The organism is Pseudoalteromonas sp. CnMc7-15 (assembly GCF_022347925.1).
In the GTDB taxonomy this organism is placed as follows: Bacteria; Pseudomonadota; Gammaproteobacteria; order Enterobacterales; family Alteromonadaceae; genus Pseudoalteromonas; species Pseudoalteromonas ruthenica.
In genome coordinates, this window is record NZ_JAKRFT010000007.1 from 142,180 (window position 1) to 159,070 (window position 16,891).

Below are 16,891 nucleotides of genomic sequence, written 5' to 3' on the forward strand. Positions count from 1 at the left end.
GGCTATGCCACCTCTGTATTAACCGCAGGGTTAGCGGCATTGGCTTTATCCACCATGATTTGGCCATCAAGCAGGCGAACTAGGCGGTCGGCATAGTTCCCTTCTTTCTCTGAGTGCGTCACCATGATCACTGTGGTGCCCTCGCGATTAAGTTCACGCAGCATGGTCATGACTTCATCCCCGTTTTTAGAGTCCAAATTACCGGTGGGCTCATCGGCGAGGATCAGCTTAGGATTAATTACCAGTGCTCGCGCGACGGCGACGCGCTGCTGCTGACCACCGGAAAGCTGTTGCGGTAAGTGATCGCCACGGTGATCTATGCCTACGCGCTTTAAAATAGCTTCAACACGTTGCTTGCGCTCAGCTTTATCTATTTTTTGATATTGCAGCGGCAGCTCAACGTTTTCATACACGGTGAGCTCATCGATCAGGTTAAAGCTTTGGAACACAAAGCCAATGCTTGCTTTTCTCAGCTGCGCTAATTGCTTTTCGTTGTAGCCAGCAATGTCCTCACCCAGAAACTCAAACTGTCCGCTAGTTGGCGAGTCAAGCATGCCAAGGATAGATAACAAGGTAGATTTACCACACCCTGAAGGGCCCATAATGGCCAAGAAATCACCCTCTTTAACACTGAGGTTAATATCGTTAAGTGCAGTTGTTTCAACGTCTTGAGTACGAAATACGCGCGATAAGTTAGTTAGCTTGATCATCATTGTTCCTTTAAAATTGTAATTGTTGTGCTTTATCGAAGTTGGCGTAGCTTGAGGTGATCACTTTGTCACCGGGCTCAAGACCGCTGAGCACTTCGTAATAATCTTGGTTTTTTCGACCTAGGCGGATGTCGCGGCGAACGGCGCCACTGTTATCATCATTCATTACATACACCCAGTTACCGCCTGAGCTGCTAAAGAATGCGCCTCGCGACAACAACAGCGCATTATCTTGACTACCGCCAAGCATGAGCTCGACATCCAAGCTCTGTCCCCGCTTGATGTTGCTCGCTTGCTCTGGCAGTTCGACTTCAATTTGAAATTGTGATTGCTGCACGCGACTGTCTATTTTGGTGACTGTGGCGCTGACATCCCCTTGTTCAAGTTCAATAATGACCTCCATACCAGAGCGTACTTGGCTGAGATAAAACTCGTCTAAGCGGATCACTAGCTTGTACTCGTTGGGTATATCAATCTGACCTAAACGCGCGCCACGGCTCTTTGATGCGCCAATTTCGACATCCAACTCACTCAAATACCCGTCCACAGGGGCAGTGATCAGCAAGTTATCGAGGTTGCGGCGCGCAAACTGAAGGTTTTTCTCGAGCATTTCAGCACTATCTTGTAGCTGTGCCAACTGCACTTCGCGAATGCTTTTCTCTTGCTGTTGACGCTCAATGGTGAGCTCTTTACGCGCTTGATAATAAGCTAAGTCTTCTTTTAGCTCAGAGAGCTGCTCTTGCGAAAGCATGCCTTTTTCTACCAAGGGCGCAGTTTGCTTAAGGCGGCGAGTTAGATGAGTGATTTTCAGTTCAATTTCTAATAAATCTCGACGTAAGTTTAAGCGGCTGGTCTCCATATTCATCTGGGTGTTACGCAGAAAGTTAAGTTGCTCAGTAACTTGTGCTTCCCGGCTCATTACATCAAGTTGCAAATTGGTGTTACTTAAACGCACCAGAGGCTGACCTTTTTTGACAAACTCACCCTGCTCTACAAGACGCTCTTCCACCTGCCCACCGGCAATGGTGTCGAGATAGATGGTGGTTTTTGGTACTACTTGCCCACGTAAACTTAGTGCATCGACAAATTCGCCTTGGTTCACGGTGCTTACCGTTAAATTACTGGCATTAACCGTTTGGCTACGACCTTGTGAAGAGCTTTGACTAAACCCGTACGCAGCGGCCGCAACACTGAGAGCAATAACCGACATTGCGACTTTCTTCGCGTGCTTTTTTAAGCCTGATGATTCTATTTTTCTATCCATCTCAGTCACCCAATATATGTGTTCGCTATATAAGGGGTAACTATCAAGCTCCGTGCCAAAATTTAATTTTCATATATTTCAGCACTTTAGTGTAAAAACAAGATTATTCTGAACAATACGGTGTCCGCTTATAGAACACCTCAATTCTTTACAGTGCCCATTTGTGGACAGGGAATGAATAACTGGGGTAGGCTAAAAAGAAAAAGCCAAGGCAGGGATATGAAACAGGCAGGCTCTATATTAGTGGTTGATGACAACCCCGATATTCTTATCGCCGCGCGTTTATTACTTAAACAGCATTATCAAAGCGTTAAAACCACAGATAATCCCTTTGATATAGAGGGTATTGTTAACGAGCAACAGCAGGCTGACCAGCCCATTGATGTGATTTTATTGGATATGAACTTTACCCAAGACTCCATCAGTGGCCAAGAGGGATTCTACTGGCTAAAAAAAATCGCCGCGCAAGACCCCACGATTGTGGTGCTGCTTATGACCGCGTACAGCGATATTCAACTGGCTGTAGATGCAATAAAGGCTGGAGCCGCAGATTTTATCGCCAAGCCATGGCAAAACGACCAGCTGTTAGCCAGTGTCGCTGCTGCTTTTAGCCACGCCAAAGACAAGCGCCAAGTGGGCCAGCTCAAGCGCCAAACCCAAGGCTTAAACGATGCATTAAATAGCAATAAGTTTGCCTTTTTAGGGCAAAGCGATGCGATGTTAAAAGTGTTCGATACCATCGAACGAGCAGCCCAAACCGACGCCAATATTCTTATCACCGGTGAAAGTGGTACCGGTAAAGAGCTCACTGCCCATGCTATCCACCAGCAAAGCCTACGTCATAGCGGCCCTTTTATTAGCGTTGATATGGGAGCTATGAGCGCATCACTGATGGAGAGCGAATTATTTGGCCATAAAAAAGGCGCTTTCACTGATGCCAAAGAAGACCGCGTTGGCCGCTTCGAACTCGCTGGCGGTGGCAGCTTATTCTTGGATGAACTGGGCAATTTGCCGCTGGAGCAACAAGTGAAGCTGTTGGCAGCATTGCAAAATCGACAAATTACACCCATTGGTGGCAGCAAAACCATCGATGTCGATATTCGTTTAATCAGCGCCACCAATGATAATTTACATGAGGCAGTCGGCGAAGGCCGTTTTCGTCAAGATTTACTGTATCGAATCAATACCGTGGAAATCGCCCTGCCGCCGCTGCGCGAGCGTCATCAGGACATTCCTTTACTGGTTGACTACTACCTCAACCATTTTGGCCAAAAATACAAACGCGAACTTAGCGTTAGCAATTCCAGCATGCAGGCGTTAAGTAGCTATCAATGGCCAGGCAATGTACGCGAATTAGCGCATGCAATAGAACGAGCGGTGATCCTCTCTACCGGCACTGAGCTAGATATTGGCTCAGTTATTAGCGCACCGGCGACCACCGGTAGCGCAGCACCACAGCAAGGTGAGCAGTATGATACCTTCAACCTAGAAGAGCTGGAACATCGCGCAATTCGCGCTGCACTCACTCACTACCAAGGTAATGTGAGCCACGCCGCTAAAGCATTAGGGCTGACTCGTGGTGCCATGTATCGACGCTTAGAAAAATACGGGCTTTAACACTGATGTCTGCAAATACAAAACTGTCGTTATTGTTAGCTGGCGTTATACTCACGGCATTAGGCGCCCAATATAGTTGGTACAGCTTACAATTACCGGCGCTAACCACAGGCATGGTATTGGTCGCACTGGCCTGCATTTGCAGTATTTTAGTGCTATTTAAACGCCAAAGCCGCCAAGCGCAATTAGCACTTAAAGCCCTGGCTAACGGGGATAGTAGCCTAGGGTTGCCTCGCAACCATCCTATGCGGGTACAGTATAACGAAGTAAAAGAGCAAATCTTGCAAGCCCGGTTGGCTGCGGAGCAACAAGCCCAGTTTATGCAAACCCTGCTAATCCATATCGATATGGCGGTGTTAGTGTTCGATGCGCAGGGCAATATTATTGAGCAAAACCCGGCTGTCGCTAGGCTGCTCGGGGCTCCCGTGAAAGACCTGCAATCGTTAGCGCAGCTCGGTGAGTTTATTAGTGAAGCACAAAGTCAGTGTCAATCAACCGCTCTATGGCAGCGAGGAGAACAGCAGGACACCTTGTCTATACAAATAAGCTTGGCCACCATCCAAGGGCAAGAGCTAAAAATTGTCACTTTGCAGTCGATTCATGAGCAATTACTACTAAAAGAACAACAAGCCTATAAGCGCTTAACGCGCGTTCTCACGCATGAAATTGCCAACTCGATTACCCCACTGTCATCATTGGCACACACCTGCACCGGTCTGTTGCCACAAGGACTGAGTTTTACCGATAGCGAAGATAAAGAAGACTTAGCACTCGCCTTACAAACCCTGCATAGCCGCACTGAAGGGTTAAGCGCCTTTATCGCACGTTTTCGATCCATCAGTAATCTGCCCAAGCCAGATCTCAAGGCGCAATCTCTTGCAGATGTGGTAACACGTTGTTGTGCCCTATTCAAAACAGACTTGGAGCAACAGCATATTGCTCTAAAGCTACAAACCCACAGCGACACTTTAGTGATGTGTGATGCCCAGCAAATTGAGCAGGTATTAATTAACCTGATCAAAAATGCTATAGAAGCGATGAGTGTGAACTGTGCAGACAAAACCTTGTCTATGGTTGTTGATAAAAATAGCCAAGGGCAGTTATACATTGCCGTGTGTGATACCGGTGGTGGCATCAGTAAACAAGCTCAAGAAATGATGTTTGTGCCTTTTTTCACCACTAAACAGCAAGGTTCAGGGATAGGTTTAGCGCTAAGCAAACAAATTATGGTTAGCCATGGTGGCGACCTAACCTACCATGAGCAACCCCAAGGGGCATGTTTACACTGCGTCTTTGGCTAACGCCAATGGGCTCTGAGGGCGCAGTTAGCAAGCCTTCGCTTCAGCGGCCGCTCAGATTTAGCTCACCTTATGTTAAGGTGTCAACGCTAAGCTGATTCGCCGAAATGACCGAATTCAGCTTATAATTTAAGTAGCATTTATGTATCGAATTTCAGCGCTATTAGTTTTTTTGTTCCTCGCGGGTTGCCAGAGCATGAGCTCGAAGCCCCCTGTAAACAATGACATCGTAAAAACCGAGGCTCAGTCTCCAAGTGTAAGTGAAAAGGCGGTACCGCCGTCAGTGCAACCGAAACAGCCGCAACAAACGCCGCAACAAGTGGACGATGTATGGCAGCGTATCCGTATGCAATTGAGCTTTGCAGACTCGACTCACCCGGATGTGATGAAGCGCGTTGACTGGTATTTATCACATCCTAATTATATGGATGAAATAAGCCGTCGTGCCGAGCCTTACTTGTATCATATAGTGACAGAGGTAGAAGCGCGAAACCTGCCAATAGAATTAGCGCTAATGCCGCTGATTGAGAGTGACTTTGATGCCAGCGCCTACTCTCACAAGCATGCTAGCGGCCTATGGCAGTTAACGCCTTCGCTTGCTCAATACTTTGGCGTTAAAATCACGCCTTGGTACGACGGCCGTCAAGATGTATTCGACAGCACAGCGGCGGCGCTGGACTTTATTGAGTACCTGTATAAGCGTTTTGATGGCAACTGGTATCATACTATTGCTGCATACAATGTTGGCGAAGGTCGAGTGCGCAATGCTATTGCAGCCAATAAAAAAGCTGGGAAAAGCACGGACTTTTTCGCGCTCAAACTGCCCAAACAAACACGCAAATATGTGCCCAAACTGCTTGCTGCAGTGCATTTGCTAAAACATGAAAAAATGGACTTCCCAGCAATTGATAACAGCCCAGCCATTTCGCCTCTCCCCATCAAAGGCGCAGTTATTTTAGCCGATAAGTCGCAATGGCAAGATGTGCAAGACCTCAATCACGGCGTAATCCGCTTTCCTGCGATCATCGATGCTCCGCATTTGGTCGTACCCAAGGCTAAACAGCAACACTGGCAGCAAGCCATTGCCAAACAACAAAGTAGTGATTACAGCCAATGGCAGCATTACACCATTGCTAAAGGAGATAGTTTAAGTGTTATTGCCGAGCGTTATGCTCTTAGTGTTAAGCAGCTAAAGACGTTCAATAACCTTAGCTCCGATCGTATTCGCATTGGTGATAAGCTGATTTTACCGGTATTAGCCGATGAGCAAATCGAACACAAGGTCAGCTCGGGGGAGAGCTTATGGAAAATTGCCCGCCATTACCAAGTAAGCATTGCCAAATTAAAACAGTGGAACAACCTTTCAAGCAATATATTACAGGTTGGCGACACCCTCACCGTGTTTCTATCACGCAGTTAATCCTGCAACCATTTACTCATGGCCGCATCAAAGGCGGCCTGCTTTCTTTGTTTGAGATGCGGGCAAATGACTTCACCTGCGGGCATATCCGCTTGTGCCATCGGTGAAGAAGCATCCATGACGAAGCAGCGGCCACCTTGGCGTAACAGGTAGTTACCCGTCACCTTGTCACCAGCGAGCACCTGCATCGCGCCCGTTGATTGCTGCACTGATGTGATATCTGGACCGGAGTAACGAGGAAGCTCATCAAGCTGTACCTTGCCCACCCCAGCTGATGACTGAGTTTTTGCAAACGCACGAGTGACGCGTTGCTCAAAGTGCGCATAAGGGTTTATTCTCACCGGGGTTTTGTCTGCTTTTTCAGCAGCAGCCGCTCGGCTTTTTAGAGCTTCACTGTGCTGATTAGCTTTTCCTTCACCTTCCTCTTTTTGAACGGGCGTGGCTGAGTGAGAGTCATTATTCACTGAGCGCTGCGGCTTAATCGGCTCTGGCGCATGCACGGGATGCTCTATCTTATTTTCTGGCGGTGGCAAGCTAATCATCGCCACCTGCATGGTTGCCGGTGACTCTCCCTGATGTGCTCGCATTATCGCCGGAGTGGCGGTGCTCAAAACATACCCAAGAATTAGCATATGGCAAGTAATTGAAATGAGTAAGGCGCGTAAAAACATATCCCTATGCTACAAAAATAACATCACCTTATAAGGACTGCAGATACGACGATTTAGTTCATGGGGCTGCGTAAAAATAGAACAAGCCGCATAGCGCGACTTGTTTAACTTGCGTTAAAAACTAACTACTTCAGGTTTTCAATGAGCTTATTGGTACGCAGAACGGTCTCATGCAAGCTGTTTTCCAATACGGCATCGACCTTGTCGTTGTGACAGATTTCAATATCCGTCACCCAAGCGGTGGCAAATGATTCATTATGCAACAAGGTGAAATCCGGACATGACTGATAACCACTATGCGATGCTCTGATAGGCCAGGCCACATAATTGGCACTCACAACAACGACAATTAAAACAAAGAAAACCACTGAGGCCTTTCCTAATCTATTTAATGCTAATTTAATATGTTTATTTTCTTGCCATATTTCATTCATAGAGCCAAAAATACCTACTACAAAAGCGAATATGGTAATAGCCCAACTTATAGGTATGAGGGGGAATAGAGGTTCAAATACTACGAGTGACAAACCACTTGCTGGGTAATTAAATTGTATAGCTGATAGCTCAAATCCAAGCGCTAACATAAACCATGTAAGTAAAATAACGACAAGTAAAAGAAATACCGTAGCGTACAAGTAAAAAGTATCCACATCCCTGCTCATTGTACTTTTCCTTCGAAAACACATTCAAAAAAGTGACTCAGCACACTTCTTAAACAGCGCTACTGTTTTATATTTTCAATAAACTTATTGGCGCGCAGGACGGTCTCATGCAAGTTGTTTTTTAATACAGCATCAACCTTGTCATTGTGACAGATTTCAATATCTGTCACCCACGCAGTAGTAACAGGATCTGTAAAAAATAAGGTAAAACTAGGGCAGGGCTGATAACCATTGTGTGACGCCCATAATGGCCACAGTAAGTAATCCATAACTAGCACAGAAATAGTCAATATTAGTAATACTGGGAGTGTATTCCCAAGCCACTTTATAGCTATGTTGATATGTTTGTTGTCTAACCAAAGCTCCCGTATGGCCTTCAATAGACTAAATATAAAAACTATTACACTGATCACCCAGCCCAAAGCTAAACAAGACACAATGGGTTCAAACAAGATAAGGGCCAGACCGCTGGTTGGGTACGTAAAGTGTGTTGCCGTTATGTCAAACCCAGCAGCAAACATAAACCACGTTAGTCCAACAACGACTAGTGACATTCCTGCTAAACAGTACAAATAAAAAGAATCAACTTCCTTGCCCATCTTGCCTCTCCTGCAATACAACCAAACCCATAAATATTGAGTATGCTCTAGGTACTCAGCTAGTGTAACAGTGGGTATTAGGGGCTCGATTTATAACGAGTGACATTTCATTCACAGTGCCAGACAATTCGCCGCCATTGCTAAAAATTCAGATGATACGCAAGAATGTTTTATTCTTTTGCTCTACTTCATTACCCACTGAGTTACACGTTGAGCACTATTTATCTCTAAATGAGCCGTTAACTAATATTTAATTGGCCAACGAATGATATTCGAGTATTGGTAGGTTTTTGATGTAAGAATGGATCTAACATTTCGCGCTCCTTGCTAATGATTAATACTTAGATCTCTATCATAGGATCCCTTTGAGTAAGTTATCAGTTTTGAGGCATAAATAAAACGTATGTCGAAGTACTACAGATATAGCAAGCTACACAAACCTAATAAGGATGGCTTTACACAGAACAAGCCGCATAGCGCGGCTTGTTTTATTATCACTTGGCGAATGCTTAACAGCTTAGCTCTTTTTTGTAGGCCGTTGCCAGCCGTCTAAATTACGCTGCTTGCCTCGCGCTACCGCCAGCTGCTTATCGCCCACATTGGTGGTCACGACTGAGCCGGCACCCACTGTGGCAGTGGCGCCAATTTCTACCGGAGCCACCAGCGAGGAGTTAGAGCCAATAAAGGCATGATCGCCGATAATAGTTTGCGACTTATTAACGCCATCGTAATTACAGGTGATTGTGCCGGCGCCTATATTCACCTTTTCGCCTATCTGTGCATCGCCCAAGTAGGTCAGGTGATTGGCTTTTGAGCCTTTTCCTAGACGGGACTTTTTCATTTCCACAAAATTGCCGATATGAGAGTCTTCTTCCATAACTGCCCCGGGGCGTAGGCGCGCATACGGGCCTAAGGTGCACTTCGCAGCGACACTAGCATCTTCAATCAAGGTATTGGCCTTAATCACCACACCATCACCAATTTTGCAGTCTTTTAATACGCAGTTCGGGCCGATAACAACATCGTCGCCGAGCTCTACCTGACCTTCAAAGATGACATTAACATCAATGTGTACATCCTGACCTGTGGTCACTGTGCCACGTACATCGATGCGGGCCGGGTCGGCTAGACTCGCACCGTTGATCATCAACTGTTCGGCTTGCCAACCTTGATAGGCACGCTCTAACTGAGCGAGCTGTACGCGATTGTTAGCGCCTTCTACTTCCATAGGGTGCGATGGTTGGCTTGAACTGATTTCAACGCCTTCTGAGTGGGCCATAGCGACAATATCGGTAAGGTAATATTCGCCTTGAGCATTACTGTTCGATAGATTGCCCAACCACTTTTTCAACAACCCGCCATGACAGGCCATGATACCGGTATTAATTTCGGTAATTTTCAGTTGCTCTTCATTGGCATCTTTTTGCTCGACAATGCCCACTAGTTTGCCATTATCGCGCAGCATACGCCCATAGCCATTAGGGTCGGCCAAATCCACGGTAAGCACCGCTAGGCCACGCTCAGGAGTGGCTTTTAATAACCCTTCTAAGGTTTCTTGCTTGGTCAGTGGCACATCGCCATATAAAATCAGTACTCTATCGTCATCGCCAATATGTTCTTTGGCTACAGCAACAGCATGGCCCGTGCCTAGCTGCTGCTCTTGTAGCACCCAATTGACCTCATTATGACCGAGTTGTTGTTTAAGCAACTCGCCACCATGGCCATAAACTAGGTTGGTGCTGGTGGCCCCTAAGGCCTTAGCATTATCAATGACGTGTTGAACCATCGGCTTGCCGGCAACCGGATGCAGCACCTTAGGCAACTTAGAACGCATGCGTGTACCTTTACCCGCAGCTAAAATTACAGTCGTTAAATTCATTCTAATATCCTTTTTTCGCGACGTGACAGCGCACACTCAGCTCACGCTTTAAGTTGGCACATCCTGTGTCCGAACACAGCTGGCTAAAAAGCCGCCAGCGATGTTCTGGTATGGCTATCGACAATACCGACCATTGTATCTGCAACAGTGTGAACATAGAAAGAACAGACATAAAAAAACCCGCGCTTAAAGCGCGGGTTTTTGCAAACCTATGAGGTTGGAAGCGTTTAGCTGTTACGCAATTGACGAATAACACGAAGCTGCGCAAGCGCCTCTTCGAGTTGGATCGCTGCTTTATGGTAATCAAGCTCGCCACTGCCAGCTTTATCCATTTGCTCTTGCGCTTCACGCTTAGCCTGCTCTGCCGCTTGTTCGTCAAGCTCTTCAGCTCGTACAGCGGTATCTGCAAGGACAGTTACATTATGAGGTTGTACCTCTAATGTACCGCCAGCAACATAGATGATTTCTTCACCACCTAGTTGCTTTACTAAACGGACCATTCCAGGTTTGAGGGCAGTTAGTAGCGGTGCGTGGCCAGGCATAATACCAAGCTCACCTTCACTACCTGTCACTTGAAGTGATTCTACGCGGCCAGAGAAAATCATCTCTTCAGCGCTTACAACATCAAGATGTACGGTCATAGCTGCCATACTCCCCTCCTAGTTACATGCTTTTCGCTTTTTCAACAGCTTCTTCGATTGAACCTACCATGTAGAACGCTTGCTCTGGTAGCTCATCGTATTCGCCGTCAAGAATGCCTTTAAAGCCTGCGATAGTGTCTTTCAATGAAACGTATTTACCTGGCGCACCTGTAAATACCTCAGCAACGAAGAACGGCTGAGATAGGAAACGCTGGATCTTACGTGCACGTGATACTACTTGCTTATCTTCATCAGACAGCTCGTCCATACCTAGGATGGCGATGATGTCTTTCAGCTCTTTATAACGCTGTAGTACGGTTTGAACGCCACGCGCAATGTCGTAGTGCTCTTGACCGATAACAAGCGGATCTAGCTGACGTGAAGATGAGTCAAGTGGGTCAACCGCTGGGTAGATACCTAGTGACGCGATATCACGAGATAGTACAACGGTTGCATCCAAGTGCGCGAACGTCGTTGCTGGTGACGGGTCAGTCAAGTCATCCGCTGGTACATATACCGCTTGGATTGAAGTGATTGAACCGGTTTTAGTTGAAGCGATACGCTCCTGTAGTACACCCATCTCTTCAGCAAGTGTAGGCTGATAACCTACCGCTGATGGCATACGACCTAGTAGTGCTGATACTTCAGTACCGGCTAGGGTATAACGATAGATGTTATCTACGAAGAATAGTACGTCACGACCTTCGTCACGGAACTTCTCAGCCATAGTTAGACCAGTCAATGCAACACGTAGACGGTTACCTGGTGGCTCGTTCATCTGACCATATACTAGCGATACTTTATCGAGTACGTTTGAGTCGTTCATTTCGTGATAGAAGTCATTACCCTCACGCGTACGCTCACCAACACCAGCGAATACTGAGAAGCCGCTGTGCTCGATTGCGATGTTACGGATAAGCTCCATCATGTTTACGGTTTTACCTACACCGGCACCACCGAATAGACCAACTTTACCACCTTTAGCGAATGGACATACAAGGTCGATTACCTTGATACCAGTCTCTAAAAGTTCAACTGAGTTGCTCTGCTCTTCGTATGAAGGTGCAGCTCGGTGGATGGACATACGGTCTTCTTCACCGATTGGGCCAGCTTCATCAATTGGGTTACCCAATACGTCCATGATACGACCTAGGGTCTTAGTACCAACTGGAACCATGATTGGCTCGCCAGTATTCTCTACTGCTGTACTACGACGTAGACCGTCAGTAGTACCTAGTGCGATAGCACGTACCACACCGCCACCTAGCTGCTGTTGCACTTCTAGTGTCAAACCTGCTAGGTCGCCTTCTGTAATTTTTAGTGCGTCATATACGGCTGGCACGTTGTCTTGTGGAAACTCGATGTCCACAACGGCGCCGATAATTTGGACGACCTTACCTAAACTCATGTCAATTCCTCTCGTTAAACTTTGCCGAAGCGTTAAACCGCTGCCGAACCGCTCACAATCTCACTGATCTCTTGTGTGATTGCTGCTTGACGCGCTTTGTTGTACTGCAATTGCAACTGATCCATCAGGTCGCCGGCATTATCAGTTGCAGCTTTCATTGCAACCATACGGGCGGCCTGCTCAGAGGCAGCATTCTCAACCACACCTTGATAAACTTGTGACTCAATGAAACGCACCAACAGAGTTTCCAAAATGGCCTCTGGTGTTGGCTCGTACAAGTAGTCCCAAGCGTGGGCTGATACTTCTTCTTCAGCTTTTGGCAAAGGTAATAACTGATCGATTACTGGCTCTTGCTTCATGGTATTAACGAAATGGTTATATACCACGAACAAACGGTCAATTTTGCCTTCAGCGAACTCATCGAGCATCACTTTCACAGGACCAATTACGTCCTGAACTGAAGGGGCATCTCCAAGGCCTGCCTTTTTCGCGGCAAGCTGACCACCAAAGCTTTGGAAGAACCCAGCAGCTTTGCTGCCTAGGGTTGCGTAAGTAGCGTCAACGCCCTTTTCTTTCCAAGCCTTTACGTCTTGTGAGACTTTCTTGAACTCATTAGTGTTCAAGCCGCCACACAGACCACGGTCTGTAGAGATAACAATATAACCAACTCGCTTTACATCACGCTCTTCTAAATAAGCGTGACTAAAGTCAAGATTCGCTTGAGCAATACGACCGATCACTTTGCGTAAGTTCTCAGCGTATGGACGGCTAGAAGCAACACGCTCCTGTGCACGCTTCATTTTTGAAGCGGCAACCATTTCCATTGCGCTGGTGATCTTCTGAGTATTTTTAATACTCCCGATCTTGCTTTTAATCTCTTTTCCGCTGGCCATGACTCTCTCTCCGAATCTCGGTGAGCGCAATGCACTCACCTTAGATAACTAAATTACCAAGTTTGCGTTGACTTGAACTTCTCAAGAAGTTCTTTCAACTGTGCTTCAATCTCGGCGTTGTAGTTACCAGTTTCATTGATTTGCGCCATTAGCTCTGCGTACTCGCTTTTAGCGAAGCCGATTAGGCTTGCTTCGAAGTCCATGATTTTGCTTACTTCGATGTCAGCAAGGAAGCCTTTTTCAGCAGCGAAAAGTGATAGAGACATTTCCGCAACAGACATTGGCGTGTACTGTTTCTGCTTCATTAGCTCGGTTACGCGCTCACCATGCTCAAGTTGAGCACGTGTTGCTTCGTCAAGGTCAGAAGCGAACTGCGAGAACGCCGCAAGTTCACGATACTGAGCAAGCGCTAGACGGATACCACCACCTAGTTTCTTAACGATCTTAGTTTGCGCAGCACCACCTACACGCGATACAGAAATACCGGCGTTAACCGCAGGACGAATACCTGAGTTAAACAAGTCAGTTTCCAAGAAGATCTGACCATCGGTGATTGAAATCACGTTGGTTGGTACGAAGGCAGAAACGTCACCACCTTGAGTTTCAATGATTGGCAATGCCGTCAATGAACCTGTTTGACCTTTCACTTCACCATTGGTGAACTTCTCAACGTAGTCAGCGTTTACACGTGCTGCACGCTCTAGAAGACGTGAGTGAAGGTAGAAAACGTCACCTGGGTATGCTTCACGGCCCGGTGGACGCTTAAGTAGAAGTGAAATCTGACGATACGCTACCGCTTGCTTAGACAGGTCATCGTATACGATAAGCGCGTCTTCACCACGGTCACGGAAGAATTCACCCATAGTACAACCAGCAAACGGAGCTAGGTACTGTAGGGCTGCAGATTCAGAAGCCGATGCAACAACAACAATCGTGTTTTCTAGGGCACCGTGCTCTTCTAATTTACGTACTACGTTAGCAATAGTCGATGCTTTTTGACCAACCGCTACGTACACACACTTAATGCCTGTGTCTTTTTGGTTGATGATAGCGTCGATTGCTAATGCAGTTTTACCAGTTTGACGGTCACCGATAACCAATTCACGCTGGCCGCGACCAACTGGAATCATGGCATCGATAGACTTATAACCAGTTTGAACTGGCTCATCTACTGATTGACGGTCGATTACACCTGGGGCGATTTTTTCGATTGGCTCGAAACCTTCGCTGTCCAGTGCACCTTTACCATCGATAGGCTGACCTAGGGTGTTTACTACACGACCTAGAAGACCATTACCGACTGGTACTTCAAGAATACGACCTGTTGATTTAACTTTTACGCCTTCTTTAAGGTCAGCGTAAGGACCCATAACTACTGCACCTACTGAGTCACGCTCAAGGTTCAATGCGATAGCATAACGGTTGCCAGGAAGCTCGATCATCTCACCTTGCATACAGTCAGCTAGACCGTGGATGCGGATGATACCGTCAGTAACAGATACGATAGTACCTTCGTTACGTGCTTCACTTACAACTTCAAACTGCTCAATGCGTTGCTTGATCAGCGCAGAAATTTCTGTGGAATTAAGTTGCATGCTCTTTTTCCCAATTACGATTGTAGTGTGGCCGCTAAGCGGTCAACTTGGCCGCGTATAGACCCGTCGATTACGGTGTCACCGGCACGAATTACCAACCCGCCAACGACGGAGGCATCAACACTACAATTCAGCTTAACTTTGCGTGCGAAACGTTGTTCGAGTGCCGCGCCTAGTTTCTCTTGCTGCGCTGCAGCAAGCTCCGTTGCAGAAATCACTGTGACTTCGATTTCTTTGTCGAACTCAGCCTTAAACTCGGCAAATAGTTCGGCAACGTCAGGCAGGGCGGCTAAACGTTCATTTTCGGCCATTAGCTTGATAAGATTTTGACCCTGTTCGTTGAGTTGGTCAGCACAAACCTTGATGATTACATCGGCTTGGTCAGACACAGACGGCAGGCTGCCAATGACTGCATTAACCTGCTCATCGCTGGCCACTTGGCCAGCGAAGTGCAGCATTTCATGCCATTGGGCAACCGCGTTTTTCTCAACGGCAAGCTCAAAAGCCGCTTTAGCGTATGGGCGAGCGATGGTAGTCAATTCAGACATGCTCATACCCTCCTAGTTAAAGCTCTGCGACAAGTTTTTCAACGATGTCGCTGTGTGCGGCTTGGTCGATCTCGCGCTCAAGAATACGCTCAGCACCGACTACTGCTAGAGTAGCAACTTGCTTACGTAAATCTTCTTTCACACGGTTACGCTCTGCTTCAATCTCAGAGTGACCTTGAGCTATGATGTTTTCACGCTCTTGCTGACCACGAGTTGTCTCTTCGTCAACAATAAGCGAGGCACGCTTTTTAGCTTGCTCGATGATTTCAGCAGCTTGAGCTTTCGCTTCTTTTAACTGTTCCGTGGCTTTTTGACGAGCCAGTTCCAAGTCTTTCTCAGCTTTATCAGAAGCAGCTAAACCATCTTCAATTTTCTTTTGGCGAGCTTCAATCGCACTATTTAGCGGTGGCCATACGTACTTCATACAGAACAGCACGAACACCGTAAATGCGATTAATTCACCGATAAGAGTGGCGTTAATATTCACGACCGCTCCTCCTTATTGACAGTTGTTCTAAGAGCTACTAGTGAATTAAAGTGCGAACAACATGTACATAGAGATACCAACACCGATCATAGCTACGGCATCGATAAGACCAGCAAGGATGAACATTTTAACCTGTAGTGAAGGTGCAAGCTCAGGCTGACGCGCACACGCTTCTAGGAATTTACCACCCATGTTACCGAAACCAACTGCAGTACCGATTGCACCGAAGCCGATAAGTAGAGCAACAGCGATATACTTAAGACCTAATACTAGTTCCATTTTTTTCTCCAAAGTTTTTAAAGTAAATTAAAAAATAAAAGTTAATAAATCAGTTTATTAGTGGTTGTCTGAGCTAGCCATGCTTAGATAAACAATGGTCAGCATCATAAATACGAATGCCTGTAGTACGATAACCAAGATATGGAATACCGCCCATACAAAGTGCAGTGGTAACTGCATTAAACCCACAGCGCCGATAAGGATGAAGATCATCTCACCTGCATACAGGTTACCGAACAAACGCAGTGCCAATGAAAACGGCTTAGCAATCAATGAAATTAGCTCTAACAGCAAGTTACATGGAATTAAGAACACCATTGCTAGTTTGTTCTTAGTGCTAAACGGGTGCAGCGTTAACTCAGCAAGGAAACCACCGATGCCTTTAATGCGAATTGAGTAACCAATCATTAGCAAGAATACGCCAATGGCAAGACCTGCAGTCATGTTCAAGTCAGTGGTTGGTACGATTTTCATGTATACGTCATGAGAGTCCATACCAAATGCTGTTTCGCCCACCCAGCCTGCAAATGCAGGAAGGAAATCAACCGGGATCAAATCCATAAGGTTCATTAGGAATACCCAAACGAAAATCGTTAAGGCAAGGGGGGCAATTAACTTACTTTTACCGTGGTAAGTGTCGCGTACGTTGTCACCAACAAACTCAACAATCATCTCAATGAAACATTGAAACTTACCAGGTACACCTGTGTGTGCTTTTTTAGCGGCGCCACGGAAGATCCATAAGAATATAAGACCTAATCCGATTGACCATGCGAGGGTATCTACATGCCATGTCCAGAAGCCACTGTCCGCACATGCTTTGTTGAACTCAATACCGGCATCGGTTGAGCACATCTTTGCATTGGTCAAGTGGTGCTGAATATGGCTCGATAGAGTCACTTCTTCTGCAGCCATGTTTT

Annotated in this window: 17 protein-coding genes; 3 read left to right on the forward strand and 14 right to left on the reverse strand. The window is 46.5% G+C overall.

The annotated features are described in order from the left end of the window. Positions 1–2: 2 nt before the first annotated feature. Both MHM95_RS17025 and MHM95_RS17030 read right to left on the reverse strand, forming a co-directional pair. Positions 3–710: an ABC transporter ATP-binding protein gene (locus MHM95_RS17025; RefSeq protein WP_022944901.1), complete on the reverse strand. Its 708-nt coding sequence runs from the start codon at positions 708–710 to the stop codon at positions 3–5. 10 nt (positions 711–720) lie between these two features. Next, positions 721–1,974: an efflux RND transporter periplasmic adaptor subunit gene (locus MHM95_RS17030; protein WP_022944900.1), complete on the reverse strand. Its 1,254-nt coding sequence runs from the start codon at positions 1,972–1,974 to the stop codon at positions 721–723. A gap of 219 nt (positions 1,975–2,193) precedes the next feature. Here MHM95_RS17030 and MHM95_RS17035 point away from each other — a divergent pair, with 219 nt between their 5' ends. The 3 genes from MHM95_RS17035 (at position 2,194) to MHM95_RS17045 (ending at position 6,309) form a co-directional block, all read left to right on the forward strand. Next, positions 2,194–3,591 (forward strand): sigma-54 dependent transcriptional regulator, encoded by a 1,398-nt coding sequence (locus MHM95_RS17035; protein ID WP_239385868.1) that lies wholly within the window; start codon positions 2,194–2,196, stop codon positions 3,589–3,591. Positions 3,592–3,596: 5 nt separating this feature from the next. Then, positions 3,597–4,892 (forward strand): ATP-binding protein, encoded by a 1,296-nt coding sequence (locus tag MHM95_RS17040; protein WP_239385869.1) that lies wholly within the window; start codon positions 3,597–3,599, stop codon positions 4,890–4,892. A gap of 193 nt (positions 4,893–5,085) precedes the next feature. Next, entirely contained in the window at positions 5,086–6,309 is a 1,224-nt protein-coding gene (locus MHM95_RS17045) for a LysM peptidoglycan-binding domain-containing protein (RefSeq protein WP_239385870.1), read from the forward strand. Here the strand turns inward: MHM95_RS17045 and MHM95_RS17050 are convergent. From MHM95_RS17050 to atpB, 12 genes are all read right to left on the reverse strand, one after another. Further along, a complete protein-coding gene (locus tag MHM95_RS17050) occupies positions 6,306–6,980 on the reverse strand; it encodes a hypothetical protein (RefSeq protein ID WP_239385871.1) in 675 nt (224 codons plus the stop codon). The two genes, MHM95_RS17045 and MHM95_RS17050, sit on opposite strands and share 4 nt — an antisense overlap. A gap of 125 nt (positions 6,981–7,105) precedes the next feature. After that, entirely contained in the window at positions 7,106–7,642 is a 537-nt protein-coding gene (locus tag MHM95_RS17055; RefSeq protein WP_239385872.1) for a hypothetical protein, read from the reverse strand. 59 nt (positions 7,643–7,701) lie between these two features. Continuing rightward, positions 7,702–8,241, reverse strand: coding sequence for a hypothetical protein (locus MHM95_RS17060; protein ID WP_239385873.1), 540 nt, complete (start codon positions 8,239–8,241; stop codon positions 7,702–7,704). Positions 8,242–8,758: 517 nt separating this feature from the next. Continuing rightward, positions 8,759–10,120 carry a bifunctional UDP-N-acetylglucosamine diphosphorylase/glucosamine-1-phosphate N-acetyltransferase GlmU gene (glmU, locus tag MHM95_RS17065; protein ID WP_045979459.1) on the reverse strand — a complete coding sequence of 454 codons (1,362 nt, stop codon included), beginning with the start codon at positions 10,118–10,120 and terminating at the stop codon, positions 8,759–8,761. Positions 10,121–10,347: 227 nt separating this feature from the next. Continuing rightward, positions 10,348–10,770 (reverse strand): F0F1 ATP synthase subunit epsilon, encoded by a 423-nt coding sequence (locus tag MHM95_RS17070; RefSeq protein ID WP_022944891.1) that lies wholly within the window; start codon positions 10,768–10,770, stop codon positions 10,348–10,350. Between the two features lie 13 nt (positions 10,771–10,783). After that, positions 10,784–12,169, reverse strand: a complete 1,386-nt coding sequence (gene atpD / locus MHM95_RS17075; RefSeq protein WP_022944890.1) for a F0F1 ATP synthase subunit beta — start codon at positions 12,167–12,169, stop codon at positions 10,784–10,786. Between the two features lie 32 nt (positions 12,170–12,201). Continuing rightward, on the reverse strand, positions 12,202–13,062 hold the full coding sequence (atpG, locus tag MHM95_RS17080; protein ID WP_022944889.1) for a F0F1 ATP synthase subunit gamma: 861 nt from the start codon (positions 13,060–13,062) through the stop codon (positions 12,202–12,204). 53 nt (positions 13,063–13,115) lie between these two features. Next, a complete protein-coding gene (gene atpA, locus MHM95_RS17085; RefSeq protein ID WP_022944888.1) occupies positions 13,116–14,657 on the reverse strand; it encodes a F0F1 ATP synthase subunit alpha in 1,542 nt (513 codons plus the stop codon). A 14-nt stretch (positions 14,658–14,671) separates the two neighbouring features. Continuing rightward, on the reverse strand, positions 14,672–15,205 hold the full coding sequence (gene atpH, locus MHM95_RS17090; RefSeq protein WP_022944887.1) for a F0F1 ATP synthase subunit delta: 534 nt from the start codon (positions 15,203–15,205) through the stop codon (positions 14,672–14,674). 16 nt (positions 15,206–15,221) lie between these two features. Then, a complete protein-coding gene (atpF, locus tag MHM95_RS17095) occupies positions 15,222–15,692 on the reverse strand; it encodes a F0F1 ATP synthase subunit B (protein WP_022944886.1) in 471 nt (156 codons plus the stop codon). Positions 15,693–15,737: 45 nt separating this feature from the next. Then, on the reverse strand, positions 15,738–15,971 hold the full coding sequence (atpE, locus tag MHM95_RS17100) for a F0F1 ATP synthase subunit C (RefSeq protein WP_022944885.1): 234 nt from the start codon (positions 15,969–15,971) through the stop codon (positions 15,738–15,740). A gap of 57 nt (positions 15,972–16,028) precedes the next feature. Beyond that, positions 16,029–16,886: a F0F1 ATP synthase subunit A gene (gene atpB / locus MHM95_RS17105; RefSeq protein WP_022944884.1), complete on the reverse strand. Its 858-nt coding sequence runs from the start codon at positions 16,884–16,886 to the stop codon at positions 16,029–16,031. Between the last annotated feature and the right edge of the window lie 5 nt (positions 16,887–16,891).

Excerpts from the sequence above, each read along its gene's own strand:
- atpG (WP_022944889.1), bottom strand. The coding sequence starts at position 13,062 with ATGGCCAGCGGAAAAGAGATTAAAAGCAAGATCGGGAGTATTAAAAAT.
- atpB (WP_022944884.1), bottom strand. The coding sequence starts at position 16,886 with ATGGCTGCAGAAGAAGTGACTCTATCGAGCCATATTCAGCACCACTTG.
- MHM95_RS17060 (WP_239385873.1), bottom strand. The coding sequence starts at position 8,241 with ATGGGCAAGGAAGTTGATTCTTTTTATTTGTACTGTTTAGCAGGAATG.
- MHM95_RS17070 (WP_022944891.1), bottom strand. The coding sequence starts at position 10,770 with ATGGCAGCTATGACCGTACATCTTGATGTTGTAAGCGCTGAAGAGATG.
- atpE (WP_022944885.1), bottom strand. The coding sequence starts at position 15,971 with ATGGAACTAGTATTAGGTCTTAAGTATATCGCTGTTGCTCTACTTATC.
- MHM95_RS17050 (WP_239385871.1), bottom strand. The coding sequence starts at position 6,980 with ATGTTTTTACGCGCCTTACTCATTTCAATTACTTGCCATATGCTAATT.
- MHM95_RS17035 (WP_239385868.1), top strand. The coding sequence starts at position 2,194 with ATGAAACAGGCAGGCTCTATATTAGTGGTTGATGACAACCCCGATATT.
- MHM95_RS17055 (WP_239385872.1), bottom strand. The coding sequence starts at position 7,642 with ATGAGCAGGGATGTGGATACTTTTTACTTGTACGCTACGGTATTTCTT.
- atpA (WP_022944888.1), bottom strand. The coding sequence starts at position 14,657 with ATGCAACTTAATTCCACAGAAATTTCTGCGCTGATCAAGCAACGCATT.
- MHM95_RS17040 (WP_239385869.1), top strand. The coding sequence starts at position 3,597 with ATGTCTGCAAATACAAAACTGTCGTTATTGTTAGCTGGCGTTATACTC.
- atpD (WP_022944890.1), bottom strand. The coding sequence starts at position 12,169 with ATGAGTTTAGGTAAGGTCGTCCAAATTATCGGCGCCGTTGTGGACATC.
- MHM95_RS17025 (WP_022944901.1), bottom strand. The coding sequence starts at position 710 with ATGATCAAGCTAACTAACTTATCGCGCGTATTTCGTACTCAAGACGTT.
- atpH (WP_022944887.1), bottom strand. The coding sequence starts at position 15,205 with ATGTCTGAATTGACTACCATCGCTCGCCCATACGCTAAAGCGGCTTTT.
- glmU (WP_045979459.1), bottom strand. The coding sequence starts at position 10,120 with ATGAATTTAACGACTGTAATTTTAGCTGCGGGTAAAGGTACACGCATG.
- MHM95_RS17030 (WP_022944900.1), bottom strand. The coding sequence starts at position 1,974 with ATGGATAGAAAAATAGAATCATCAGGCTTAAAAAAGCACGCGAAGAAA.
- MHM95_RS17045 (WP_239385870.1), top strand. The coding sequence starts at position 5,086 with ATGAGCTCGAAGCCCCCTGTAAACAATGACATCGTAAAAACCGAGGCT.